Annotated in this window: 20 protein-coding genes; 13 read left to right on the top strand and 7 right to left on the bottom strand. The window is 65.0% G+C overall.

Annotated elements, in window-relative coordinates; genetic code table 11:
- Positions 1-266 precede the first annotated feature (266 nt).
- Both E8E75_RS07740 and E8E75_RS07735 read right to left on the bottom strand, forming a co-directional pair.
- Positions 267-506 carry a hypothetical protein gene (locus tag E8E75_RS07740; RefSeq protein WP_120651582.1) on the bottom strand — a complete coding sequence of 80 codons (240 nt, stop codon included), beginning with the start codon at positions 504-506 and terminating at the stop codon, positions 267-269.
- A gap of 157 nt (positions 507-663) precedes the next feature.
- Positions 664-1,413 (bottom strand): ATP-binding protein, encoded by a 750-nt coding sequence (locus E8E75_RS07735; RefSeq protein WP_153921155.1) that lies wholly within the window; start codon positions 1,411-1,413, stop codon positions 664-666.
- A gap of 440 nt (positions 1,414-1,853) precedes the next feature.
- On the opposite strand from E8E75_RS07735, the gene kdpF reads away from it, so the two are divergent.
- The 7 genes from kdpF (at position 1,854) to glsB (ending at position 10,851) form a co-directional block, all read left to right on the top strand.
- Positions 1,854-1,943, top strand: a complete 90-nt coding sequence (kdpF, locus tag E8E75_RS07730; protein ID WP_036996920.1) for a K(+)-transporting ATPase subunit F — start codon at positions 1,854-1,856, stop codon at positions 1,941-1,943.
- Between the two features lie 8 nt (positions 1,944-1,951).
- Positions 1,952-3,652 (top strand): potassium-transporting ATPase subunit KdpA, encoded by a 1,701-nt coding sequence (kdpA, locus tag E8E75_RS07725; RefSeq protein WP_153921158.1) that lies wholly within the window; start codon positions 1,952-1,954, stop codon positions 3,650-3,652.
- Between the two features lie 11 nt (positions 3,653-3,663).
- Positions 3,664-5,715, top strand: coding sequence for a potassium-transporting ATPase subunit KdpB (kdpB, locus tag E8E75_RS07720; protein WP_153921160.1), 2,052 nt, complete (start codon positions 3,664-3,666; stop codon positions 5,713-5,715).
- An 87-nt stretch (positions 5,716-5,802) separates the two neighbouring features.
- Positions 5,803-6,354 (top strand): potassium-transporting ATPase subunit KdpC, encoded by a 552-nt coding sequence (gene kdpC, locus E8E75_RS07715; RefSeq protein WP_120651578.1) that lies wholly within the window; start codon positions 5,803-5,805, stop codon positions 6,352-6,354.
- Positions 6,351-8,999: a sensor histidine kinase KdpD gene (locus E8E75_RS07710; protein WP_153921162.1), complete on the top strand. Its 2,649-nt coding sequence runs from the start codon at positions 6,351-6,353 to the stop codon at positions 8,997-8,999. The genes kdpC and E8E75_RS07710 overlap by 4 nt, the downstream gene beginning before the upstream one ends.
- Positions 9,000-9,162: 163 nt before the next feature.
- On the top strand, positions 9,163-9,855 hold the full coding sequence (locus E8E75_RS07705) for a response regulator (protein ID WP_153921164.1): 693 nt from the start codon (positions 9,163-9,165) through the stop codon (positions 9,853-9,855).
- Between the two features lie 87 nt (positions 9,856-9,942).
- Positions 9,943-10,851, top strand: coding sequence for a glutaminase B (gene glsB, locus E8E75_RS07700; protein ID WP_120651575.1), 909 nt, complete (start codon positions 9,943-9,945; stop codon positions 10,849-10,851).
- Positions 10,852-10,928: 77 nt separating this feature from the next.
- Here glsB and E8E75_RS07695 read toward each other — a convergent pair whose 3' ends face one another.
- Positions 10,929-11,954: a patatin-like phospholipase family protein gene (locus tag E8E75_RS07695; protein ID WP_120651574.1), complete on the bottom strand. Its 1,026-nt coding sequence runs from the start codon at positions 11,952-11,954 to the stop codon at positions 10,929-10,931.
- A gap of 151 nt (positions 11,955-12,105) precedes the next feature.
- Here E8E75_RS07695 and E8E75_RS07690 point away from each other — a divergent pair, with 151 nt between their 5' ends.
- From E8E75_RS07690 to E8E75_RS07665, 6 genes are all read left to right on the top strand, one after another.
- A complete protein-coding gene (locus E8E75_RS07690; RefSeq protein WP_120651573.1) occupies positions 12,106-12,384 on the top strand; it encodes a hypothetical protein in 279 nt (92 codons plus the stop codon).
- 160 nt (positions 12,385-12,544) lie between these two features.
- A complete protein-coding gene (locus E8E75_RS07685) occupies positions 12,545-14,014 on the top strand; it encodes an NAD(P)/FAD-dependent oxidoreductase (RefSeq protein WP_153921166.1) in 1,470 nt (489 codons plus the stop codon).
- Entirely contained in the window at positions 13,998-14,936 is a 939-nt protein-coding gene (locus E8E75_RS07680; RefSeq protein ID WP_153921168.1) for an alpha/beta hydrolase, read from the top strand. The genes E8E75_RS07685 and E8E75_RS07680 overlap by 17 nt, the downstream gene beginning before the upstream one ends.
- A 1-nt stretch (position 14,937) precedes the next feature.
- A complete protein-coding gene (locus tag E8E75_RS07675; protein ID WP_153921170.1) occupies positions 14,938-15,699 on the top strand; it encodes an SDR family oxidoreductase in 762 nt (253 codons plus the stop codon).
- 486 nt (positions 15,700-16,185) lie between these two features.
- Positions 16,186-16,527, top strand: a complete 342-nt coding sequence (locus E8E75_RS07670; protein ID WP_120651569.1) for a ribonuclease E inhibitor RraB — start codon at positions 16,186-16,188, stop codon at positions 16,525-16,527.
- A gap of 171 nt (positions 16,528-16,698) precedes the next feature.
- Positions 16,699-17,406: a type 1 glutamine amidotransferase gene (locus E8E75_RS07665; RefSeq protein ID WP_153921171.1), complete on the top strand. Its 708-nt coding sequence runs from the start codon at positions 16,699-16,701 to the stop codon at positions 17,404-17,406.
- A gap of 126 nt (positions 17,407-17,532) precedes the next feature.
- On the opposite strand, the gene E8E75_RS07660 is transcribed toward E8E75_RS07665, so the two are convergent.
- The 4 genes from E8E75_RS07660 to E8E75_RS07645 form a co-directional block, all read right to left on the bottom strand.
- The gene (locus E8E75_RS07660) at positions 17,533-18,957 is read right to left on the bottom strand and encodes a gamma-aminobutyraldehyde dehydrogenase (protein ID WP_153921173.1); all 1,425 of its coding nucleotides are present in this window, start codon (positions 18,955-18,957) and stop codon (positions 17,533-17,535) included.
- A 71-nt stretch (positions 18,958-19,028) separates the two neighbouring features.
- A complete protein-coding gene (locus E8E75_RS07655) occupies positions 19,029-19,835 on the bottom strand; it encodes an ABC transporter permease (RefSeq protein WP_120651566.1) in 807 nt (268 codons plus the stop codon).
- Complete coding sequence (locus E8E75_RS07650; RefSeq protein ID WP_120651565.1) at positions 19,825-20,763, bottom strand: ABC transporter permease; 939 nt, start codon at positions 20,761-20,763, stop codon at positions 19,825-19,827. Before E8E75_RS07650 ends, E8E75_RS07655 begins: the two co-directional genes overlap by 11 nt.
- A 3-nt stretch (positions 20,764-20,766) precedes the next feature.
- Positions 20,767-21,678, bottom strand: a 912-nt coding sequence (locus E8E75_RS07645; protein ID WP_280358453.1) for an ABC transporter ATP-binding protein, incomplete at its 5' end; no start/stop codon positions are given.

Here is a 21,678-nt window from a genome sequence, read left to right as displayed (position 1 = left end):
TAAGCGCTCGGTGTGACCTTTCGCAGCGTCCTCCCGGCTTTTCCGGACGAGGATGAGGTCGGGTCAATCATTAGCCCGGGGTTCCCGTCGGATGGGGCGGGTGAGCCGGCCACCCTGAAGGTGGCCGGCACCTTTCAGGCCGACAGACTCAACTGGCTGCCGACGCGGCTACTGCTGTAGCCGGAGCCGGCTTCGTACTGCTTGAGCAGTGCCGCCACCAGGCGGCCGTAGTCCGGGTCGTCAGTGCTTGCCGTCGACCCCTCCGACTAATCGAACTGCATGCCCTCCGATCCCCGGCCCTGCGGTCGAGGCGACGGTGCGAGGAAGGCGGTTTCCTCCTGGCTGAGGCTGCCGTCACCGTTGGCGTCCAGCAGGCTGGAGAGTTTTTCCTGGGCCTTGTTCTGTCCCGAAGCGCCGCAGTCTTGCGAGCGCGCCGAGGATGAGGTCGAACTGGTGGCGTAGTTGTAGCTGCCGTAGTTCGAGTAACTGCCGACTCCACTGATCATGGGGTTACTCCTGTGCAGGTTGGCGGAACCGGAAGGGGGCTTCCGGTTCTGGCTGTCTCGGCGGGCCAGTTGTCCAGGCGATGTGCGTGTTGTATCGGAGACTGACAAAGGCACATGGGTGCGCTGCGCGCTCTGGTGCGCATGGTGTTCCTGCCGGTCAGCGGAGGGGCAAGGTCAATCTCGCCAGCAGTCCGCCGGCTTCAGGCGCCAGCAACTCCAGGTCGCCACCCTGGCGCCGTGCAGCATCGCGGGCGATGGTCAGGCCCAGGCCGATGCCTCCGGAATTGCGATTGCGCGAGCCTTCCACGCGGTAGAAGGGCTCGAACACCGCTTCGCGCAGCTCGGCGGGAATACCCGGGCCGTGGTCGCACACGTCGATACGTACCTGTTTCTGGCCATCCTCCAGCCGGAGATGGGCGTGGCCTGCGAAGCGCAGCGGGTTGTCCAGGCGCCAGGCGTCGAAGCGGATGCTATTGCGGCTTTCGGTGCGCGGCGCGTCGCGATCGTCGCGCACACGTCGAAGGATGGTCTGGATGCGCGCCACCAGTTCGCGCGGTTCGAACGGTTTGGCCATGTAGTCGGCGGCACCCATTTCCAGCCCGATGATTCGATCCGCCGGTTCGCAGCGGGCGGTGAGCATCAGGATCAGAATGTCCGACTCCGCCCGTAGCCAACGGCAAAACGAGAGGCCGTCCTCGCCGGGCTGCATCAGGTCCACGTCGAAGCGTTCCTCGGCCAGGGCCTGGCGCATGCCCTGGCCATCGTCCACGCCTATCGCCTCGATGTTGAAGCGCGCCAGGTAGCCACAGAGCAGCTCACGAATGGGCGCGTCATCGTCCACGATCACCGCGCGGACGCTCCAGCGGTTCCGGGTGAAGGGCGTGCCCGAGGCGGAAGTCGATTGCATGGTGAAGCTCATGGCGAGGAGAGGGTGGGCAAGTGCCAGCCCGGGAATCACAAGGGAGGCTGCTAACGCGAGCGGGGCACGCTAGCCATCGGTGGGCAAGGTGGCGCAGCAGGGTATCGGGGGCGTGTCGGGTTTGTATCGGGGTGGATACAAAGTGGTATGCAGACCCCTCACATCCAGCGAGATGCGGCTTCCCTCACCCCATCCTCTCCCAGTGGGAGAGGGGTTGTTCGTGCAGGTGGTTGGCCTGGCGTCACCCCTCGCCCTTCGGGAGAGGGGCCGGGGCCGGGGGCGAGGCCTGCCGATCTCATGCACGGTTCTCAACAGAACTTCTTTACGCATTCTTGATGCCCCGCAGTCCTCCCCGGACTCGTTCCTTTACGCCCCCCCTTCCGACAATGGCTCCACGGCGGCAAAGACCGCATCTAGGAGTACAGGCAATGAGCATTCTCGACGGGGTGTCCCTGGTCTTGGCCATGGGACTTTTCATCTATCTGCTGGTGGCGCTGCTGCGCGCCGAGCGCGGCTAGGAGGCCACATGCAACTTCAGGACATCGGCCTCATCCTGGCCTTCTTCATGCTGGTGCTGGTACCGGCACCTTTCCTTGGGCGCTTCTACTACCGGGTGATGGAAGGGCAGCGTACCTTCCTGACTCCGGTGTTCGCGCCCGTGGAGCGTTTCTGCTACCGCATTGCCGGCGTCGACGCCGAGCGTGAACAGGACTGGAAGGGCTACTGCGTGGCCCTGCTGGCCTTCAATCTGGCGGGGTTCGTGCTGCTGTTCGCCATCCTCATGCTGCAAGGCGCGCTGCCGCTCAACCCGCAGAAGCTTCCCGGCCTGGAGTGGAGCCTGGCGTTCAACACGGCAGTGAGCTTCGTCACCAATACCAACTGGCAGGCCTACAGTGGCGAGGCGGCACTGAGCTACTTCAGCCAGATGGTCGGCCTGGGCGTGCAGAACTTCGTCAGTGCCGCCGTGGGGCTCTGCGTGCTGGTGGTGTTCGCCCGTGGCATCAGCCGCCGCAGCACCGATCGCCTGGGCAACTTCTGGGTGGATCTGACCCGCGGCGCCCTCTACGGCTTGTTGCCGCTGTGCCTGGTGCTGGCGCTGTTCCTGGTCTGGCAGGGTGTTCCGCAGACTTTCCTCGACTATGCCCATGCGGTGACCCTGCAGGGCGCCGACCAGACCATCCCGCTGGGCCCGGCGGCCAGCCAGATCGCAATCAAGCAATTGGGTACCAATGGCGGCGGCTTCTTCGGCGTCAATTCGGCGCACCCGTTCGAGAACCCCACCGCCTGGAGCAACCTGCTGGAGATGGCTTCCATCATCCTGATCCCGGCGGCCCTGGTGTTCACCTTCGGCTACTACGTGAAAGACCTGCGTCAGAGCCGTGCGCTGCTGGCCAGCATGCTGGTGCTGTTCGTCATCGGCCTGGGCGTGACCCTCTACAGCGAATACCAACCGAACCCGGCCCTGGCCGCGCTGCCCATTGAGCAGACCGGTTCCCTGGAAGGCAAGGAAAGCCGCTTCGGCATTGCCGCGTCGGCGCTCTGGGCGGTCACCACCACGGCTGCGTCCAACGGTTCGGTGAACGCGATGCATGACAGCTTCAGCGCGCTGGGCGGGATGGTCCCGATGTTCAACATGATGCTCGGCGAGATCGTCTTCGGCGGTGTCGGTGCAGGCCTCTACGGCATGCTGCTGTTCGTATTGATCGCCGTGTTCCTCGCCGGCCTGATGATCGGCCGCACGCCCGAATACCTCGGCAAGAAGCTGGAAGCCCGCGAAGTGCGCCTGCTGGTGGCAACCCTGCTGGTGATGCCGGTGGGCGTGCTGGTGTTCTGCGGCCTGGCCATCAGCCTCGCCGGCCCGGCGGCGTCCATCACCAACCCGGGCGCCCATGGCTTCAGCCAGGCCCTATATGCCTACACCTCGGGTACCGCCAACAACGGTTCGGCCTTCGCCGGTTTCGGTGCCAACACGCCGTTCCACAATGTGCTGATCGGCCTGGCGATGATCCTCGGTCGCTTCGGCTACATCCTCCCGGTACTGGCCATCGCCGGCAGCCTGGCGATGAAGAAACGCGCACCGCTGGGAGCCAACAGCTTCCCCACCCATGGTCCGCTGTTCGTCACCCTGCTGACTCTGACCATCCTGCTGGTGGGTGGCCTGACCTTCCTGCCGGCTCTGGCCCTCGGGCCGATCGCTGAACACCTTGCGCTGATCCAGGGCTTCTAACGGAGAAAATCATGAATGCCCCCATCCAGGCGCTCAAAGGCGCCAAGCAGCAACCCAGGACTTCCTTCGCCGCGCTGTGGAAACCCGCGCTGCGCCAGGCCTTCGTCAAGCTCGATCCGCGCCAGCTGGTGCGTTCCCCGGTGATCCTGGTGGTCGAGCTCACCGCTGTGCTGACCACCATCCTGTGCCTGATCCCCACTCCGGCGGTGAGCACTGGCCTGGCTGTACAGATCGCGCTCTGGCTGTGGTTCACCGTGCTCTTCGCCAACTTCGCCGAAGCGCTGGCGGAGGGCCGTGGCAAGGCCCGTGCCGACAGTCTGCGCGCCGGCAGCCAGGGCCTGACCGCGCGCCGCCGGAAAAGCAATGGCCAGCTCGAGACCGTGTCGGCGGCCAGCCTGCGTCGTGGTGATATCGTGCGCGTTGAAGCCGGTGAGCTGATACCGGGCGATGGCGAGGTGATCGAGGGGATTGCCGCGGTCAACGAAGCGGCCATCACTGGCGAATCGGCTCCAGTGATCCGTGAGTCTGGCGGCGACCGTTCCGCCGTCACCGGCAACACCCGCATCGTTTCCGACTGGCTGTTGGTGAAAATTACCGCTAACCCGGGCGAGTCGACCCTGGACCGGATGATCGCCCTGGTAGAGGGCGCCAAGCGCCAGAAGACCCCTAACGAAGTGGCTCTGGACATCCTGCTTATCGGCCTGACCCTGATCTTCCTGCTGGTGGTGGCCACCCTGCAGCCGTTTGCCCGATTCGCCGGTGGCGACCTGCCGCTGGTCTACCTGGTGGCGCTGCTAGTGACGCTGATCCCCACCACCATTGGTGGCCTGCTGTCGGCTGTCGGCATTGCCGGCATGGACCGCCTGGTGCGCCTGAACGTGATCGCCAAGTCCGGCCGTGCGGTGGAAGCCGCCGGCGACGTGCATGTGCTGCTGCTGGACAAGACCGGCACCATCACCTTCGGCAACCGCCGTTGCAGCGCGATGATCAAGGCCCCGGGCGTCGGCGGCAAGGAACTCTCCGATGCCGCGCTGCTGGCTTCCCTGGCTGACGAAACCCCGGAAGGCAAGTCCATCGTGGAATACCTGCGCGCGCTGCACTCCATGCAGGAGCCGGCCCGCGAGGAAATCCAGGTCATCCCATTCACCGCCGAGACCCGACTCTCTGGTGCCGACTGGGCCGGCCGCAGCTACCGCAAGGGCGCGGTGGATGCGGTGCTCGCCTGGGTAGGCATAGGCCGTGAAGAGGTGCCGGCCCCGTTGGCTCGCGAGATCGAGAAGATCGCCCAGAGCGGCGGTACGCCTCTGCTGGTGGCGGCCGACGGCAAGCTGCTGGGCGCCATTCACCTCAAGGACGTGGTCAAGCCTGGCATCCGCGATCGCTTCGCCGAGTTGCGGCAGATGGGCATCCGCACCGTGATGGTGACCGGCGACAACCCGCTGACCGCCGCTGCCATCGCCGCGGAAGCCGGTGTGGACGACGTGATCGCCGAAGCGACGCCGGAGAAGAAGCTGGCGCGCATTCGCCAGGAGCAGGGCGAGGGCAAGATGGTCGCCATGTGCGGCGACGGCGCCAACGACGCGCCAGCACTGGCCCAGGCCGACGTTGGCCTGGCCATGAACGATGGCACCCAGGCCGCCCGCGAGGCCGCCAACCTGGTGGACCTGGATTCCGACCCGACCAAGCTGCTCGACGTGGTGCAGGTGGGCAAGGAACTGCTGGTCACCCGTGGCGCCCTGACCACCTTCTCGGTGGCCAACGACGTGGCCAAGTACTTCGCCATCCTTCCCGCGCTGTTCGCCGGAATCTACCCGCAGCTCGGGGTGCTCAACGTGATGCAGTTGGCCAGTCCGCAGAGTGCGATCCTCTCGGCCATCGTGTTCAACGCGCTGATCATCATCGGCCTCATCCCCCTGGCCCTGCGTGGGGTTCGGGTGCAGGCCAGCGATGCTGCCAGCCTGTTGCGCCGCAACCTGCTGATCTATGGCCTGGGTGGCATCGTCGCACCCTTCGTCGGCATCAAGGTGATCGACGTCCTGCTCAATGCAGTAGGACTGGTTTGAACATCCCCCTCTCCCTCCGGGAGAGGGGCCGGGGGTGAGGACTTCTCGCCCCCCAGCAAGACTTAGATTTCCTGCGAGGAACTGAATATGCTTAGCCAACTCCGCCCCGCCCTGAGCCTTCTGGCCCTGATGACCCTGATTACTGGCGTCGCCTATCCCCTGACTGTCACCGGTATTGCCCAGTTGGCCTTCCCCGAGCAGGCCAATGGCAGCCTGGTGCGCGATGCCAAGGGCGAGGTACGCGGCAGCAGCCTGCTGGCGCAGAACTTCGAAGGCCCGCAGTGGTTCCAGCCGCGACCCTCGGCCGCCGGCTTCGCCACCGTGGCCAGCGGCGCCAGCAACCTGGCACCGAGCAACCCGGCCCTGGCCGAGCGCATCAACAAGGAGGCGCACCGCCTGGCCACCGAGGGCCATGGCAAGGTGCCCATGGCCCTGGTGACCACCTCCGGCAGCGGCCTGGACCCGCACCTTCCGCCGAATGCCGCGCGCTTCCAGATTCCGCGCATCGCTGCCGAACGCGGCCTGCCGACAGATATGCTGGAACGCCTGGTGGAACAGAACACCGAACGGTCCCTCGTGGGCCCTGAAGTGGTCAACGTGCTGGCCCTGAACACTGCGTTGAATGAGATGACTCGATGAGTGATGCCCAGCGCGCCGACGCGCTTCTGGCCGAAATGCCCCGTGGCGGGCGTGGTCGCCTGAAGGTTTTCCTCGGCGCAGCACCCGGCGTGGGCAAAACATACGCGATGCTCCAGGCCGCCCAGGCGCAATTGCGCCAGGGCGTCGACCTGCGCGCGGGCGTGGTGGAAACCCACGGCCGCGCGGAAACCGAAGCCATGCTCGCCGGGCTGCCGCAACAACCGCTGCGGCACTTCGACTATCGCGGCGTGACGCTCACCGAGATGGACCTCGATGGCATCCTCGCGCAACCACCGCGTCTGGTTCTGGTGGACGAACTGGCCCACACCAACGCGCCTGGCAGCCGCCACGCCAAGCGCTGGCAGGATGTGCAAGAGCTGCTCGACGCCGGCATCGACGTCTACACCACGGTCAACGTCCAGCATCTGGAGGCCCTCAACGACCAGGTGCATGACATCACTGGCGTGCATGTCCGCGAGACATTGCCGGACTGGGTATTGCAAGAGGCCGACGAAATACTCCTGATCGACCTGCCGCCGCGCGAGCTGCTGGAGCGCCTGCGCGAAGGCAAGGTCTACGTGCCTGAGCAGGCCCGAGCCGCCATTGACGCCTTCTTCTCCCAGACCAACCTCACCGCGCTGCGCGAACTGGCCATGCAGACCGCCGCCGCACGGGTGGATGCCGACCTCAACCGGCGTTACCGCCAGCGCGGCCTGGAAGCGCCCGCCGTGCGCGGCCGCTTGCTGGTGGGTATCGACGGCGACCACCAGGCCGAACGCCTGGTGCGCCACGCCAGCCGGGTTGCCGAGCGGCGTCACCTGCCCTGGTCGGTGGTGTATGTGGATACCGGCGGCGCCCGTTCCGAAGAGGTGCGGGCGCGCCTGCAGGGTGCCCAGCAACTGGCCGAGCGCCTGGGTGGCGAAGTGGTGACCTTGCGCGCCGAGTCTGTTGCCAAGGCCTTGGTGCAACACGCTGACGAGCGTCGTGCCAGCCTGCTGCTGGTAGCGCGCAGCCGTCGGCGCCTGCGCCGTCGCCTGCTCGGTCGCGGTCTGGCGGAACGCCTGCTGAGTCTCGCCGAGGGGCTGGAAGTCAGCGTGCTGGACACCGAGGCCGACCGCCGTCCGTCCAGTCCGCGTGCCAGTCATCCCTCCCGCCTGCTGGACTACGGCCTGGCGGTGCTGGCTGCAGCCACAGCCAGCGCGTTGGCCTGGGCGGTGTCCCATACCCTTGAGCTGCCGAACATTTCCCTGGTGTTCCTTGCCGCCGTACTGCTGGTGGCGGTGCGCAGCAGCCTGGGGCCTGCGTTGGTATGTGCCGGGCTGTCCTTCCTGGCCTATGACTTCCTGTTCATTCCGCCGACCTTTTCGTTGACCATCGCCCGCCAGGAAGACGTCCTGACCTTACTGTTTTTCCTGCTGATGGCCGGGGTGACGGGCAACCTGGCCTCGCGCCAGCGCCGCCAGCTCGATGCACTGCGCGATACCCAGTCGGAAACCACTGCGCTGCTCGACCTCTCACGCAAACTCACCGCCGCCACTGATCGCCAGGCCGTGCTGAACGTAGCCGTGCAGCAATTCGGTGCCTGGACCGACGTAGAGGTCTGCCTGCTGTCGCGGGGCCGCGATGGTGTCTGGAAGGTGGAGGCCGGCGCCCACCGCCTGCTGGGCGACCAGGAGCGTGCCGCAGCCGAGTGGTCCTGGCAGCACGACCAGCCGGCAGGCCCCGGTACTGACACCCTGCCCGGCGGGCGCTGGTGGTGGCTGCCGCTGTCGGGAGAGGAAGGGCCGCTGGTGCTGCTTGGTATCAGCCCGCGCGACGAAGTGCCGCTGCCGGCGGGCAGGCGTCGGCTGATCGCCGCCCTCGGCCAGCCCCTGGCCCAGGCCCTGGCCCGTGCACAGCTGGCCGAAGAGTTGGAGGCCGCGCGCCTGCACGGCGAAACCGAACAGTTGCGTAGTGCCTTGCTGGCGTCGGTTTCCCATGACCTGCGCACACCGCTCACGGCCATGCGTGGTTCCATCGACAGCCTGCTGGCCCTGGGTGAAGCCATTCCCATGGCCGATCGCCGGGAGTTGCTGGAGGGTACCCGCGACGAAGCCGAGCGCCTCGATCGCTACATCCAGAACCTGCTGGACATGACCCGCCTGGGGCACGGTGGTCTCAAGCTCGCACGCGACTGGGTGGCTCCGGTGGACATTGTCGCCAGCGCGTTGCAGCGTCTGCGCCCGGTTCTGGCACCGTTGCAGGTGGAGACCCGGGTGCCGGAGCAGTTGCCGTTGCTGTATGTACATGCGGCCCTGATCGAGCAGGCGCTGGTCAACGTGTTGGAGAACGCGGCGCGTTTCTCGCCCAGTCAGGGGCAGCTGCGGATCGCCGTCGAGGCCGACGACGCCGAGTTGCGCTTCTCCGTCAGCGACCAGGGGCCGGGCATTCCGCCGGACGAACGCGACAGGATCTTCGATATGTTCTATACCGCTGCCCGAGGTGACCGGGGCGGACAGGGCACAGGCCTCGGCCTGGCGATCTGCCAGGGCATGGTCGGCGCCCACGGCGGCCGTGTAAGCGTAGGCGAAGGCCTGGACGGCCGCGGCGCGACCCTGACCCTGCACCTGCCGCTGCATCCGCAGCCGCAGTTGGAGGAAGAATGATCCCCGCTCGATACCAATCCCGTAGGAGCGAATTCATTCGCGAAGCGGGCCGCAGGACCATCTTGCGGGGCTGGGAATCACGGACAGCGGTGCTGTGCTTCGCGAATGAATTTGCTCCCACGGAAAAGCAGTCCGCAATTGCAATGGAAACTACGAACGCGTCATGACAACCAACCAGCCGACCATTCTGGTCATCGATGACGAAGCGCAGATCCGCAAGTTCCTGCGCATCAGCCTGGCCGCGCAGGGCTACCGGGTGCTGGAAGGCGCCAATGGCCGCGCAGGATTGGAGCAGGCGGCGCTGGCCAGGCCGGACCTGGTGGTGCTCGACCTGGGCCTGCCGGATATGGACGGCCAGGACGTGCTGCGTGAGCTGCGCGAATGGTCCCAGGTGCCGGTGCTGGTGCTTTCGGTGCGCGCCAGCGAGGGGGAAAAGGTGCTGGCCCTGGACGGCGGCGCCAATGACTACGTAACCAAGCCCTTCGGTATTCAGGAGTTTCTTGCCCGCGTGCGCGTGCTCCTGCGCCAGGCAGGGCCGGGCGAACAACCGGAGGCCAGCGTTGCCAGCGGCCCGTTGCAGCTGGACTTCGCCTATCGCCGGGTGACCCTCGAAGGCGAAGAGGTGGGGCTGACGCGCAAGGAGTACGCGGTGCTCGCGCAGCTGGCACGCCACCTCGGTCGGGTGGTCACCCAGCAGCAACTGCTCAAGGACATCTGGGGCCCGACTCACGTGGAGGACACCCATTACCTGCGGGTGGTCGTCGGCCATCTGCGGCAGAAGCTCGGCGATGACCCGGCCAACCCGAGATTCATCGTCACCGAAGCCGGTGTCGGCTATCGCTTGAGGGAAGCCTGAACAGCCTCCTTCACTGTGTCGTCCTGGCCACGGCGTGCGTCCAGAGCTGCATGAGCGCGCTGGCGCTCCCCCATTGGAAGGATCGGAATGCAGCAGCTGTTGAACGAAATCCTCGACGAAGTCCGTCCCCTGATCGGCCAGGGCAAGGTCGCCAGTTACATCCCTGCGCTTTCCTGCGTCAGCGCGGACCAGCTCGGCATCGCCGTCTACAGTAACGAAGGCGAGCTGTTCTACGCCGGTGATGGCCTGACACCGTTTTCCATCCAGAGCATCTCCAAGGTCTTCAGCCTGGTGCAGGCGATCCAGCATTCCGGGGAGGGCATCTGGCAGCGCCTTGGACATGAACCTTCCGGGCAACCATTCAATTCCCTGGTACAGCTGGAATTCGAACGCGGCGTACCGCGCAACCCTTTCATCAACGCCGGTGCCCTGGTGATCTGCGATATCAATGAATCGCGCTTCGCGGCGCCGTCGTTGTCGATGCGCGATTTCGTCCGGCGGCTGTCCGGCAACCCCCGCGTGGTGTCAGACGAAGTGGTGGCGCGATCCGAGTACCAGCACCGCGCGCGCAACGCCGCGATGGCCTACCTGATGCAGTCCTTTGGCAACTTCCACAATGACGTGGAGGCTGTGTTGCACAGCTACTTCCACCATTGCGCCATTCGCATGAGCTGCGCCGACCTGGCACTGGCCTTCAGCTTTCTTGCCAATAACGGCGTCAGCCCCCACAGCGGCGAGCAGGTGGTCAGTCCGCGCCAGGCCAAGCAGTTGAACGCCATCATGGCCACCAGCGGTCTCTACGACGAAGCCGGCAACTTCGCCTATCGCGTTGGCCTGCCGGGCAAGAGCGGAGTAGGGGGCGGGATCGTCGCGGTGGTGCCGGGGCGCTTCACCGTCTGCGTCTGGTCGCCGGAACTGAACGAAGCCGGCAACTCCCTGGTGGGTATGGCGGCGCTGGAGAAACTGTCCGAGCGAATCGGCTGGTCGATTTTCTAGCGGGGCGGAGGGGGCGGGTAGATATCTGCAGGGGCGAATGAATTCGCCCCTGCAGAAGAGCAGATCGAGCTTCCCGATCAATTCCCCTGCTCGTACCGTTCCAGTGTTTCTCGGGCGATCTGCCTGCCTAGCTGGATCAGCTCCGGCGCCTTGTAGAACTCGAAGAAACGGCACACCCGCTTGGGCACGTTGATCAGGATGTCCGGCGGGTAGCCGGCGATCTTGTATTGCGCGAGCGACGTCTGCATCACCTCGAAGCTCTGGTTCACCAGGTCCAGCAGGGAGGCGGGGCCGACGCTGGCGATCACATGTGAGCCGCTGGCGGATCTGGGGGCGCCTTCGGCCTCCGGTGCGGCCGCTGGCTGCTGCATTTGCGGTGCGGCGCTCTCCAGCCAGGGATTACCGCCGGGCAGGCTCTCCGGGTCGAGCACGCCGTGTGCCTCAGGACCGGTGCGCTTGAAGAAGGACAGGCGTGAGCTGACGGATTCCATCAGCAGGTCGATGCGGCCCTTGATCGCCGGGGGGCGCTCGATTACCGGCAGTTGGTACTCGCGCTGGGTGGTGGCGTTGAGGTTGACGGCGATGATCAGGTCGCAGTGACTGGACACCACCGGAACGATCGGCAGGGGATTGAGCAGCCCGCCGTCCACCAGCATGCGACTACCCTGGACTACCGGGGTGAACAGGCTGGGAATGGCCGCCGAGGCACGCATGGCCTGGTGAAGGCAGCCTTCCTGGAACCAGATTTCCTGCTGGTTGGTGAGGTCGGTGGCGACTGCCGTGTAGGGAATCGACAGGTCTTCGATGTTGATCTCGCCGACGATCTCGCGAATACGGCCGAAGACCTTTTCGCCGCGAATGGCGCCCAGACGGAAACTCACATCGAGCAGACGCAGCACGTCCAGGTAATCGAGGCTTTCGGTCCAGTCACGATAGTGATGCAACTTGCCGGCGGCATATATGCCACCCACCACGGCGCCCATGGAGCAACCGGCGATGCAGGCGATCTCGTAGCCGCGTGCCTCTATCTCCTCGATCACGCCGATGTGCGCATAGCCGCGCGCACCCCCCGAACCCAGCACCAATGCCACGCGCTTGCTCATGCATAACTCCCCCGACAACAGTGCTTTGACGATACGCCGGTGGCAAGGCCGTCGCCACCTGCCGATCAGTCCACGGAGTTGAATCTTCCGGGTACCTAACTGCCTTTCGACCCACTAGAATTTGTCGATCTTCACCATTGGAGTTTTATCCATGAAAGCTTGGATCAGCGTGCCTTTGATCGCTTTGTTGCTCGTCGGTTGTGCCGGTAAGACGGCCCATCGCAGCAGTTGTGCATCGGAGCTCGACGCGGCCTGGAAGGAACTGGACCTGGCCAAGGCCGAAGGGTTCTCCGGCACCGTGAGTTACTCCAAGGCGCTGAGCCTGCTTACCGCCGCCAAGACCCAGCAGCAGTTCGAGGCGTTCGAGGGCTGCACCAACAAGGCCGAGAAGGCACGCTTCTACATCCAGGAGTCGCGCGCCGGCCGCTGAGTCGGTCTGGACTCCACCCCGCCGAAAAGTCATTGCCGACCGGACGATTGCGATCGGCAATGGTACATCTGTCCCAATTTCCCACTTCCACGGCTCGTGATGCCATTCCCGTACGGGCAAAGGCGGACTAGCATCTCCCGGCACGAAACGGGAGATAACAATGCACAACAATTCCCAGCGGTCGGCACCCTTGCATGTGCTGATCATCGGCGCCGGTTTTGGTGGCCTGGGCCTGGCTATCCAGTTGCAGAAGGCAGGCTTCAACGACTTCCTGATCCTGGAGAAGGGCAGCGAGGTTGGCGGCACCTGGCGTGACAACAGCTACCCCGGCGCGGCCTGCGATGTGCCTTCGCACCTCTATTCCTTTTCTTTCGAGCCCAAGTCCGACTGGTCGCGCAAGTTCGCCCCGCAGGCGGAAATCTTCGCCTATCAGCGCCATTGCGCCGACAAGTACGGCCTGCGCCAGCACATCCGCTTCAATTGCGAGGTGGAAGGCGCCGAGTTCGATGTATCAAGCGGCACCTGGCAGGTACGGACCCGCAATGGCGAAAGCTTTCGTGCCAGGGCGCTGGTCAGTGCCTGTGGCCAGTTGAACCGGCCGGCATGGCCACGCATTGCAGGGCTGGATGGCTTCAAGGGCGAGTTGTTCCATTCCGCCCGCTGGAACCATGACTATCCGCTGGAGGGTAAGCGGGTAGCGGTGATCGGTACGGGCGCCAGTGCCATCCAGTTCATCCCGCAGATCGCTCCCAAGGTGGCGCGCCTGTCGCTGTTCCAGCGCTCGGCGGCCTATGTGATACCCAAGCCGGACCGTGCCTACCGTTCCTGGGAACTGGCACTGATGCGACGCTTGCCATGGCTGCAGAAGTTCGACCGGATGCTCAAGTACATCCAGCACGAATCGCGGGTGCTGGCGTTCTCGGTGTTCCCGCCGCTGATGAAACTGATGCAATTTCGCTTCCGCCAGCATCTGAAACGCGGTATCGCTGACCCGGCCTTGCGCCAGCGACTGGTGCCGGACTATCCGCTGGGCTGCAAGCGCATTCTGATTTCCAACGACTTCTACCCGACCCTGGCACGGCCGAACGTGGACGTGATCGATTGCGGCATCCGCGAAGTGACGGCAGACGCCGTGGTGAGCAGCGATGGCCAGCGCCATGAGGTGGACGCCATCATCCTCGGCACCGGTTTCACCGCGACCGACTTCCTTGCGCCGATGAGCATTCGCGGGCTGGGCGGACGTGACCTGAACGAGGCGTGGCGGAAGGGCGCGGAGGCCTATCTCGGCGTCAGCGTCAGCGGCTTCCCGAACTTGTTCATTCTCTACGGACCCAATACCAACCTGGGCCACAACTCCATCATCTACATGCTGGAAAGCCAGTTCCCCTATGTGCTGGACGGCATACGGGCGCTGGGCGATCTCCGCTACCTGGACCTCAAGCCCGAGGTGCAGCGCCATTTCAATCAGCGCCTGCAACAGGACGTGCGCCACACCGTCTGGGAGCAGGGCTGCAACAGCTGGTACAAGACCGCTGACGGCCGCAATACCAACAACTGGCCGGGCTTCACCTTCAGCTACCGCCAACAGACCCGTCGCCTGGAGTTGGATCTCTATGAATGCACCCGTTGAATTCACCGCCCCCGAGCCTGGCCAGCCGCTGCTGCGCGCGACCTTGCGCGGTGCTCTGCGCCTGCTGTTCCGTGGTCTGATGCGGCCGCCGTTGCCCGTACAGATGCAGCGGCTGGTGCTGCGCCTGCTCACCGCGAGCACCCTGGCGCCGCGGGGGGTACTGCGCGAGGCCGGGCTGTTGGGGGGCCGGCCCTGCGAATGGCACCGGCCCAAGGGCGGCAGCCATGTGGTGCTGCTCTACCTGCATGGCGGTGCGTTCATTACCGGTTCGCCCGCGACCCATCGCGCCATCACCGCGAGCCTCGCCAGGCGCGCGGGTGTTGCTGTGTGCGCGCAGGATTACCGACTGGCGCCGGAGCATCCGTTTCCTGCCGCCAGGGAAGACGCCGTGGCTGCTTACCGCGAGCTGCTGGAAGCCGGCTATCCGGCTTCGCGCATCATCATCGGCGGCGATTCGGCAGGCGGTAACCTGACCCTGCTCACCGCATTGGAAATTCGTCGCCAGGGCTTGCCTCGACCGGCGGGGTTGATCTGCTTTTCTCCGGTCACCGACCTCAGCGGTACGGCCCAGCACAATCCGCCGGCGGGCGATCCCCTGATCCACCCGGCCTGGGTGGAGCAGGCGATGGACCTCTATTGCCCGCCGGGGCTGGATCGCCGTGATCCGGCCCTGTCGCCACTGTTCGCCGATCTAGCCGGGCTGCCACCGATGCTGGTGCAAGTGGCCGAGGACGAAGTCCTGCGCGATGACAGCCTGCGGCTGGCCGAACGGGTACGGGCGGCGGGTGGCTGGGTGCGGCTGGAGCGCTATCCGGGGCTCTGGCATGTGTTCCAGGCCCATACCGGGGTGCTGCGTACCGCCGACCAGGCGCTGGCCAGTGCCGCCGACTTCATCTGCAAGCATGTGGAAGAGGAGGCCTGAGATGGACAACATCCTGATTACCGGCGCCGCCTCCGGTATCGGCGCGGCGACCGCCCGTCTGTTTCACGAGCGCGGCTGGCAGGTCGGTCTGATCGACCGCGATGCCGATGCCCTGGCCACCCAGGCGGCGGCATTGGGCGGCGTCTGGCACCAGACCCTGGACGTGACCGACCTGGTTGCTGTGAAGAGTGCCCTGGCTGACTTCTGCGGCCGCCACGACGGCCAGTTGCGCCTGCTCTTCAACTGCGCGGGCGTACTGCGCTTCGGGCATTTCGAGGAGATCGACATGGCTGAGCACGCGCGCATCCTCGACATCAACGTGCTGGGGCTGGTGCAAGTCACCCACGCGGCCTTTCCCTACCTCAAGGCAACCCGTGGTGCGCAGGTGATCAGCATGGGCTCTGCCTCCGGGGTGTACGGCACGCCGCACATGGCCAGTTACTCGGCCTCCAAGTTCGCGGTACGCGGCTTCACCGAAGCGCTGGAGCTCGAATGGCGCCGCCATGGCATTCGGGTCGGCGACCTCATGCCGCCTTTCGTGCGCACGCCCATGGTCAGCAGCCAGCGCTTCGAACCGCCGGTGCTGCGTCGCCTGGGGGTGAACCTGAATGCCGAGGACATCGCCCAGGCCGCCTGGCAGCAAGCCCAGGGCGCGACGGTGCATCGGCCGGTGAGCTGGCTGTTCCGCCTGATGTACGGCGCGGGACAGGTTTCGCCGGCCTGGGTGAACCGGGGGATCATGAAGCTGCTGAGCGGGGCTTGAGCGAGCGGAGTGGCCGTGGGAGCGAGCTCCGCTCGCGAATAGCTCTAGCGCGATGTTTCGCGAGCAGAGCTCGCTCCTACAGTCTCATTGCCACCCCGAATCGAGGATGCACGTCATCACCCCCGTCTTTGCCGGCTGGGCGAGCACTTCATTGCAATCCGGGCATTGGGCAGTCTTGCAGAGCGAATGGCCAATTTGTTGGCGGATAAGGCCTGAACGCCGCCTGTCGCCACTTTTGTGACAATTTGTCCAGCTTTCCGGCAGACCGGGCGCGGTGGCGCTACCCTGCAAAATGAAAGCTGAAAAGATCACTCCACGAGTGAGTCAGTGGCCGGGTCCGCGCGGGGCCTGGTCAGGGCTTGGCGCTGTGTCTGCAGAGTCGACCCGGGGGCGGCACCGCATGGTGTCGCGAAGCCCATTCCAGCGGCTTCTCGAAAAAAGCGGTAAGAGCGGAACACTCATCCATCGCTAAGAGGAGGTCGTTTCATGAGCACAGCCTTCCACGATGATGTCAGCACCAGTCTGTTGCGCCGCATGAAAGAGGGCGGATTCGACTTCGCCCGTGTTCATCCGATTGAGTTCTACGCCATTTTCCCCGACGAGGACCGGGCGCGAACGGCAGCGAAGAATTTCCGTGGTGAGTCCTTGAATGCCCAGGTAACTGTGCGCGCCGATGGCGCCTGGCACCTGCAGGTGAGCAAGGTGATGTACGCCACCCACGCGGGAATTGGCGATTTCGAGCACGACCTGGAGGCCCTGGTGGTCCCACTTGGAGGTGTGCTCGATGGTTGGGGCGTGACTCAGGAAGTCAACGTCAACCAACCTTGAAACCAACCCGGTTCGTGGCGGCGCGCCTGCTGCGAACCGGGCATTCCGGACAATTTTCCGGCTGGTTTTACTTCCCCCCTCTGGCTCGGGTATTTCCAGCAAAAACATAGACTTCCTTTACTCGACCGCGGCATGGCCTTTGCCTCAGACTCCGTCAACGGAGGGGACCCCATGACCGACATCCTGATTCTTACCCACGCGGATTTTTGCCCACCCGGCCACCTGGCCACTGTCCTGGACCGTGAGCAACGCGACTTCACCTTATTGCGCACGGACCTGGGCGAATTGGATGGCTACGACCTTGATCGACCCAAGGCGGTCGCGATCATGGGCGGGCCCATGAGCGTCAACGACCCGCTGCCCTGGATCGGGGCGGAAATCGCAGCCTTGCAGCACTTCATTGCCCGCGATGTGCCCATGATCGGCCATTGCCTGGGTGGCCAGTTGCTGGCTCGTGCCCTGGGCGCATCGGTCCATCGCATGCCGTACACCGAGATCGGCTGGCAACCGCTGGAAAAACGCACCCTGGCCAGCGAAAGCCCCTGGCTGGAGCATCTGCCGCGGGAGTTTTCGATCTACCAGTGGCACAGCGACACGTTCGACCTGCCCGAAGGTGCTCAGTGGCTGATGGACAGCCCCTGGTGCCCGAATCAGGGCTTCTCTTGGGGTAACAAGGTCCTGGCGTTGCAAGGCCATCCGGAGATGACCGAGGACCTGGTGCGGGGCTGGTTGACCGACTGGGCGCATCTGCTCGACGAAACCCAGGCCAGCCAGCAACCCAGGACGCGCATGCTCGATGACCTTCCAACCAAGGTGGCGACGCTCAATCAGGTAGCCGAAGGGTTCTATCGCCGCTGGTTGAACCTGGCGTTCGGCTAGGACGCCGTGCTTGCTTTGGTGCGAGCGAATACATTCGCGATCCGAGCCGTAGGCTCAAATTTGATAGGGGCAGCTTCGCTGCCTTTCGCGAATGAGTTCGCCCCCACAGGGTGTTCCTGCATTCGATCAGTGCCGAATCATCACATGCCGCACCACGGTGTAGTCCTCCAGTCCGTACATGGACAGATCCTTGCCATAGCCGGACTGCTTGAAGCCTCCGTGGGGCATTTCGTTGGTGAGCATGAAGTGCGTGTTGATCCAGGTGCAGCCGTACTGCAGCCGCGAAGCGACGGCGGCGGCGCGGCCCACGTCGCGGGTCCAGATCGATGAAGCCAGCCCGTAATCGGAGTCGTTTGCCCAGCGCACCGCCTCGTCCACGTCGCTGAAGGGCGTGACCGTCACCACCGGGCCGAACACCTCACGCCGGACAATCTCGTCATCCTGCTTCGCGTGGGCGACCACCGTGGGTTCGTAGAAAAAGCCGCTGCCGGCGACCGGTTTGCCACCCGTGGCGATCTGGATGTGGGGCAGGGTGCTGGCACGCTCGACGAAGCCGGCCACGCGCTCGCGCTGGCTCTGGGTGATCAGCGGGCCGAGTTCGGTTGCCGGGTCGTTCTGCAGGCCGGTCTTCAGGCTGGAGACGGCGTTGGCCAGGTCGGCCACGAAGTTGTCGTAGATCTTCCTGCCGGCGTAGATGCGACAGGCCGCGGTGCAGTCCTGGCCGGCATTGTAGAAGCCGAAGGTACGGATGCCCTCGACCACATCGGCGATGTCCGCGTCGTCGAAGACGATCACCGGTGCCTTGCCACCCAGTTCCATATGGGTGCGCTTCACGCTGTCGGCGGCGCTCTTGATGATCGCCTTGCCAGTGCCCACCGAACCGGTCAGCGACACCATGCGTACCAGTGGGTGCGACACCAGCGGGCTGCCCACACTGGGGCCGCGGCCGAGGACGATGTTCACCACGCCCGCGGGCAGCAGTTCAGCGATGAATTCGGCCAGGCGCAGGGCGGTCAGAGGCGTCTGTTCCGAGGGTTTGAGCACCACGGTGTTGCCGGCTGCCAGCGCCGGTCCCAATTTCCAGGCGGCCATCATCAACGGGTAGTTCCAGGGCGCGATGGAGGCGATCACGCCCACCGGGTCGCGTCGGATCATCGAGGTGAAGCCCGGCAGGTACTCGCCCGCCGCCGATCCGGTCAGGCAGCGGCTGGCGCCGGCGAAGAAGCGGAACACATCGGCTACCGCCGGGATCTCGTCGTTCAGCGCGGCGGTGTAGGGTTTGCCACAGTTGTCCGACTCCAGCTTCGCCAGCTCTTCGGCATGGCCCTCGATCTTGTCTGCCAGCTTCAACAGAAGGGTGGCGCGGTCGCGCGGCGAGGTCCGCGCCCAGCCTTCGAAAGCCGCGTCGGCGGCACGGACGGCCGCATCGACCTGGGCTTCGCTGGCCTCGGGAATCTTCACCAGTACGGCACCCGTGGCGGGATTCAGAACATCCAGCGCTTCGCCTTCGCCGGCGGCGAACTGGCCGTTGATCAGCAGTTTGGTTTGCATGGTGGGGCCTCGTTCGGTCTAACCCCTCTCCCTCTGGAAGAGGAGGTGGGAAGAGGGGAGAAAAAGTCGTATCACTTTCCACCCCCGGCCACCGCCTCGGTTCCCCGTGTCAGGTAATAGGCACCGAGGATGGGCAGCATGGTGGCGAGCATCACCAGCAGGGCGACCGCGTTGGTGACCGGAACATCGCGGGGGCGGCTGAGCTGGCTGAGCAGCCAGAGGGGCAGGGTCTGTTCGTGACCGGCGGTGAAGGTGGTGACGATGATCTCGTCGAAGGACAGCGCAAAGGCCAGCATGCCGCCGGCCAGCAAGGCGGTAGCGATGTTTGGCAGGATGATGTAGCGGAAGGTCTGCCAGCCGTCGGCGCCCAGGTCCATAGAAGCCTCGATCAGGCTGTGGGAGGTGCGGCGGAAACGCGCGATTACGTTGTTGTAGACGATTACCACGCAGAAGGTGGCGTGGCCGACGACGATGGTGAAGATGCCAGGTTCGATGCCAAGGGTCTTGAAGGCCGAAAGCAGCGCGATGCCGGTGATGATGCCGGGCAGGGCGATGGGCAGGATGAGCATCAGGGTGATGCTCTCCTTGCCGAAGAAGTCGCGGCGATAGAGCGCAGCGGCGGCCAGGGTGCCGAGAATCATGGCCAGGGCGGTGGCCAGGCAGGCGACCTTCAGGGACAGGACGATGGCCTGCAGCACATCCTCGCGACCGCCCACCACGGCAAACCATTCCAGGGTGAAGCCCTGCAACGGGAAGCTGTAGGACGACTCCTCGGTGTTGAAGGCGTAGAGCAGGATCACCAGGATCGGGAAATGCAGGAATACCAGCCCGCCCCAAGCGGCCAGGCGCAAGCCCCAGGACGCTTTTTCAGAGTGCATCGAAGGCTCCCAGCCGTTTGGCGATGGAAAGGTAGATGGCGATCAGCACGATCGGCACCAGGGTGAAGGCCGCCGCCAGCGGGATATTGCCCACCGAGCCCTGTTGCACGTAGACCATGGTGCCGATGAACAGGCCGCTCGGCCCTACCAGCTGCGGAATGATGAAGTCGCCCAGGGTCAGGCTGAAGGTGAAGATCGAACCGGCCACCACGCCGGGGAAGGCCAGCGGCAGGATCACCTGGGCGAAGGTTTGCCGGGGCCTGGCACCGAGATCCGCCGAGGCCTGCAACAATGATGGCGGCAGGCGCTCCAGGGACGCCTGGATCGGCAGGATCATGAACGGCAGCCAGATGTAGGTGAACACCAGGAAGCGCCCCAGGTGCGAAGTGGACAGCGTGTTGCCACCCACTCCGGGCACGGTGAGCAGGCTGCCCAGCAAGGTTTCCAGATGGAGTTGCTGGATCAGCCAGTAGAAGATGCCGCCCTTGGCCAGGATCACAGTCCAGGCGTACGCCTTGACGATGTAGCTGGCCCACATGGGCAGCATCACGGCGATGTAGAAGAAGGCTTTCTCTTTCGGCGAGGCGAAGCGTGCCATGTAGTAGGCGATGGGAAACGCGAGTACCGCGCTGGCCAGGCTCACGGCGATGGCCATGGTCAGGGTACGCAGGATGATGTCGTAGTTCGCCGGATTGAACAGGGCTACGTAGTTGGCCAGCGTCAGGTCCGGCGTCACCGCCATGGTGAAGTCGTCGAAGGTGTAGAAGCTCTGCCAGAGCAGCGCGAACAGCGAGCCAATGTAGATCACGCCGAACCACAGCAGGGGCGGGGTCAGGAGTAGCAGCAGGTACAGTGTGGAGCGGCGGTAGAGCAGGTTGGAGATGCCCCGCAACGGTCCGCTTCGATGGTTGGCGATGACAGCGCTCATGGCCTACTCGCTGAGCGCGACCATCGCGCTGCGGGGCCAGCAGGCCTGCACTTGCTGGCCGGGCTGAGGGCGGTTGATGTCCGACTCCTCGCCGTTGGGCAGACTGACGGCCAGGCGTCCACCGCCGTCCAGGTTGAGTTCGTAACGGCTGCTGGCACCGAGGTATTGCACGTCATGCACGGTACCGCTGACTTGCAGCTCGCCATTGCTGGCATTGCCGAAGCGCACATGCTCGGGCCGCAGGGAGAAGGCACCGGCATCGCCGGTCAGGCGTTGCGCCAGGTCGCCATGGAGCACATTGGCGGTGCCGACGAACTCGGCGACGAAGCGGGTGAGTGGTTTGCGATAAAGGTTCTGCGGGCTGTCCACCTGCTCGATGCGGCCCTTGTTGAACACCGCCACGCGGTCGGACATGGACAGCGCCTCGCCCTGGTCGTGGGTGACGAAGATAAAGGTGATGCCGAGCTGGCGCTGCAACTTCTTCAACTCGCTCTGCATCTGCTCGCGCAGCTTCAGGTCCAATGCGCCGAGGGGTTCGTCAAGCAGCAGCACGCGCGGGCGATTGACCAATGCGCGAGCAAGGGCCACGCGCTGGCGCTGGCCGCCGGAAAGCTGCGCGGGCTTGCGGTCGCCGTAGCCGGCCAGGGCGACCATTCCGAGCGCTTCTTCGGCACGTGCCAGGCGCTCGGCGCGAGCTACGCCCTTCACCTTGAGGCCATAGGCGACGTTGTCGCGCACGTTCATGTGCGGGAACAGGGCGTAGTCCTGGAACACGGTGTTCACGTCGCGCTCGTAGGGCGGCAGGCCGGCGGCCTCTTCACCGTGGATGCGAATGGAACCCGAGGTGGGTTGCTCGAAGCCGGCGATCAGGCGCAGGCAGGTGGTCTTGCCCGAGCCCGAGGGGCCGAGCATGGA

It is taken from the genome of Pseudomonas sp. BN606, assembly GCF_029873115.1.
Lineage (GTDB): Bacteria > Pseudomonadota > Gammaproteobacteria > Pseudomonadales > Pseudomonadaceae > Metapseudomonas.
Note: the sequence above shows the minus strand (reverse complement) of the source record. Positions and strands in the feature narration are given on the sequence as shown.

Bases quoted from the DNA above. Each gene is read 5' to 3' on its own strand.
- E8E75_RS07670 (WP_120651569.1), top strand. From the start codon at position 16,186: ATGAGCACAGCCTTCCACGATGATGTCAGCACCAGTCTGTTGCGCCGC.
- E8E75_RS07705 (WP_153921164.1), top strand. From the start codon at position 9,163: ATGACAACCAACCAGCCGACCATTCTGGTCATCGATGACGAAGCGCAG.
- E8E75_RS07695 (WP_120651574.1), bottom strand. From the start codon at position 11,954: ATGAGCAAGCGCGTGGCATTGGTGCTGGGTTCGGGGGGTGCGCGCGGC.
- E8E75_RS07735 (WP_153921155.1), bottom strand. From the start codon at position 1,413: ATGCAATCGACTTCCGCCTCGGGCACGCCCTTCACCCGGAACCGCTGG.
- E8E75_RS07665 (WP_153921171.1), top strand. From the start codon at position 16,699: ATGACCGACATCCTGATTCTTACCCACGCGGATTTTTGCCCACCCGGC.
- E8E75_RS07680 (WP_153921168.1), top strand. From the start codon at position 13,998: ATGAATGCACCCGTTGAATTCACCGCCCCCGAGCCTGGCCAGCCGCTG.
- kdpA (WP_153921158.1), top strand. From the start codon at position 1,952: ATGCAACTTCAGGACATCGGCCTCATCCTGGCCTTCTTCATGCTGGTG.
- E8E75_RS07675 (WP_153921170.1), top strand. From the start codon at position 14,938: ATGGACAACATCCTGATTACCGGCGCCGCCTCCGGTATCGGCGCGGCG.
- kdpF (WP_036996920.1), top strand. From the start codon at position 1,854: ATGAGCATTCTCGACGGGGTGTCCCTGGTCTTGGCCATGGGACTTTTC.
- E8E75_RS07690 (WP_120651573.1), top strand. From the start codon at position 12,106: ATGAAAGCTTGGATCAGCGTGCCTTTGATCGCTTTGTTGCTCGTCGGT.
- E8E75_RS07685 (WP_153921166.1), top strand. From the start codon at position 12,545: ATGCACAACAATTCCCAGCGGTCGGCACCCTTGCATGTGCTGATCATC.
- E8E75_RS07740 (WP_120651582.1), bottom strand. From the start codon at position 506: ATGATCAGTGGAGTCGGCAGTTACTCGAACTACGGCAGCTACAACTAC.
- E8E75_RS07710 (WP_153921162.1), top strand. From the start codon at position 6,351: ATGAGTGATGCCCAGCGCGCCGACGCGCTTCTGGCCGAAATGCCCCGT.
- kdpB (WP_153921160.1), top strand. From the start codon at position 3,664: ATGAATGCCCCCATCCAGGCGCTCAAAGGCGCCAAGCAGCAACCCAGG.
- E8E75_RS07650 (WP_120651565.1), bottom strand. From the start codon at position 20,763: ATGAGCGCTGTCATCGCCAACCATCGAAGCGGACCGTTGCGGGGCATC.
- glsB (WP_120651575.1), top strand. From the start codon at position 9,943: ATGCAGCAGCTGTTGAACGAAATCCTCGACGAAGTCCGTCCCCTGATC.
- E8E75_RS07655 (WP_120651566.1), bottom strand. From the start codon at position 19,835: ATGCACTCTGAAAAAGCGTCCTGGGGCTTGCGCCTGGCCGCTTGGGGC.
- E8E75_RS07660 (WP_153921173.1), bottom strand. From the start codon at position 18,957: ATGCAAACCAAACTGCTGATCAACGGCCAGTTCGCCGCCGGCGAAGGC.
- kdpC (WP_120651578.1), top strand. From the start codon at position 5,803: ATGCTTAGCCAACTCCGCCCCGCCCTGAGCCTTCTGGCCCTGATGACC.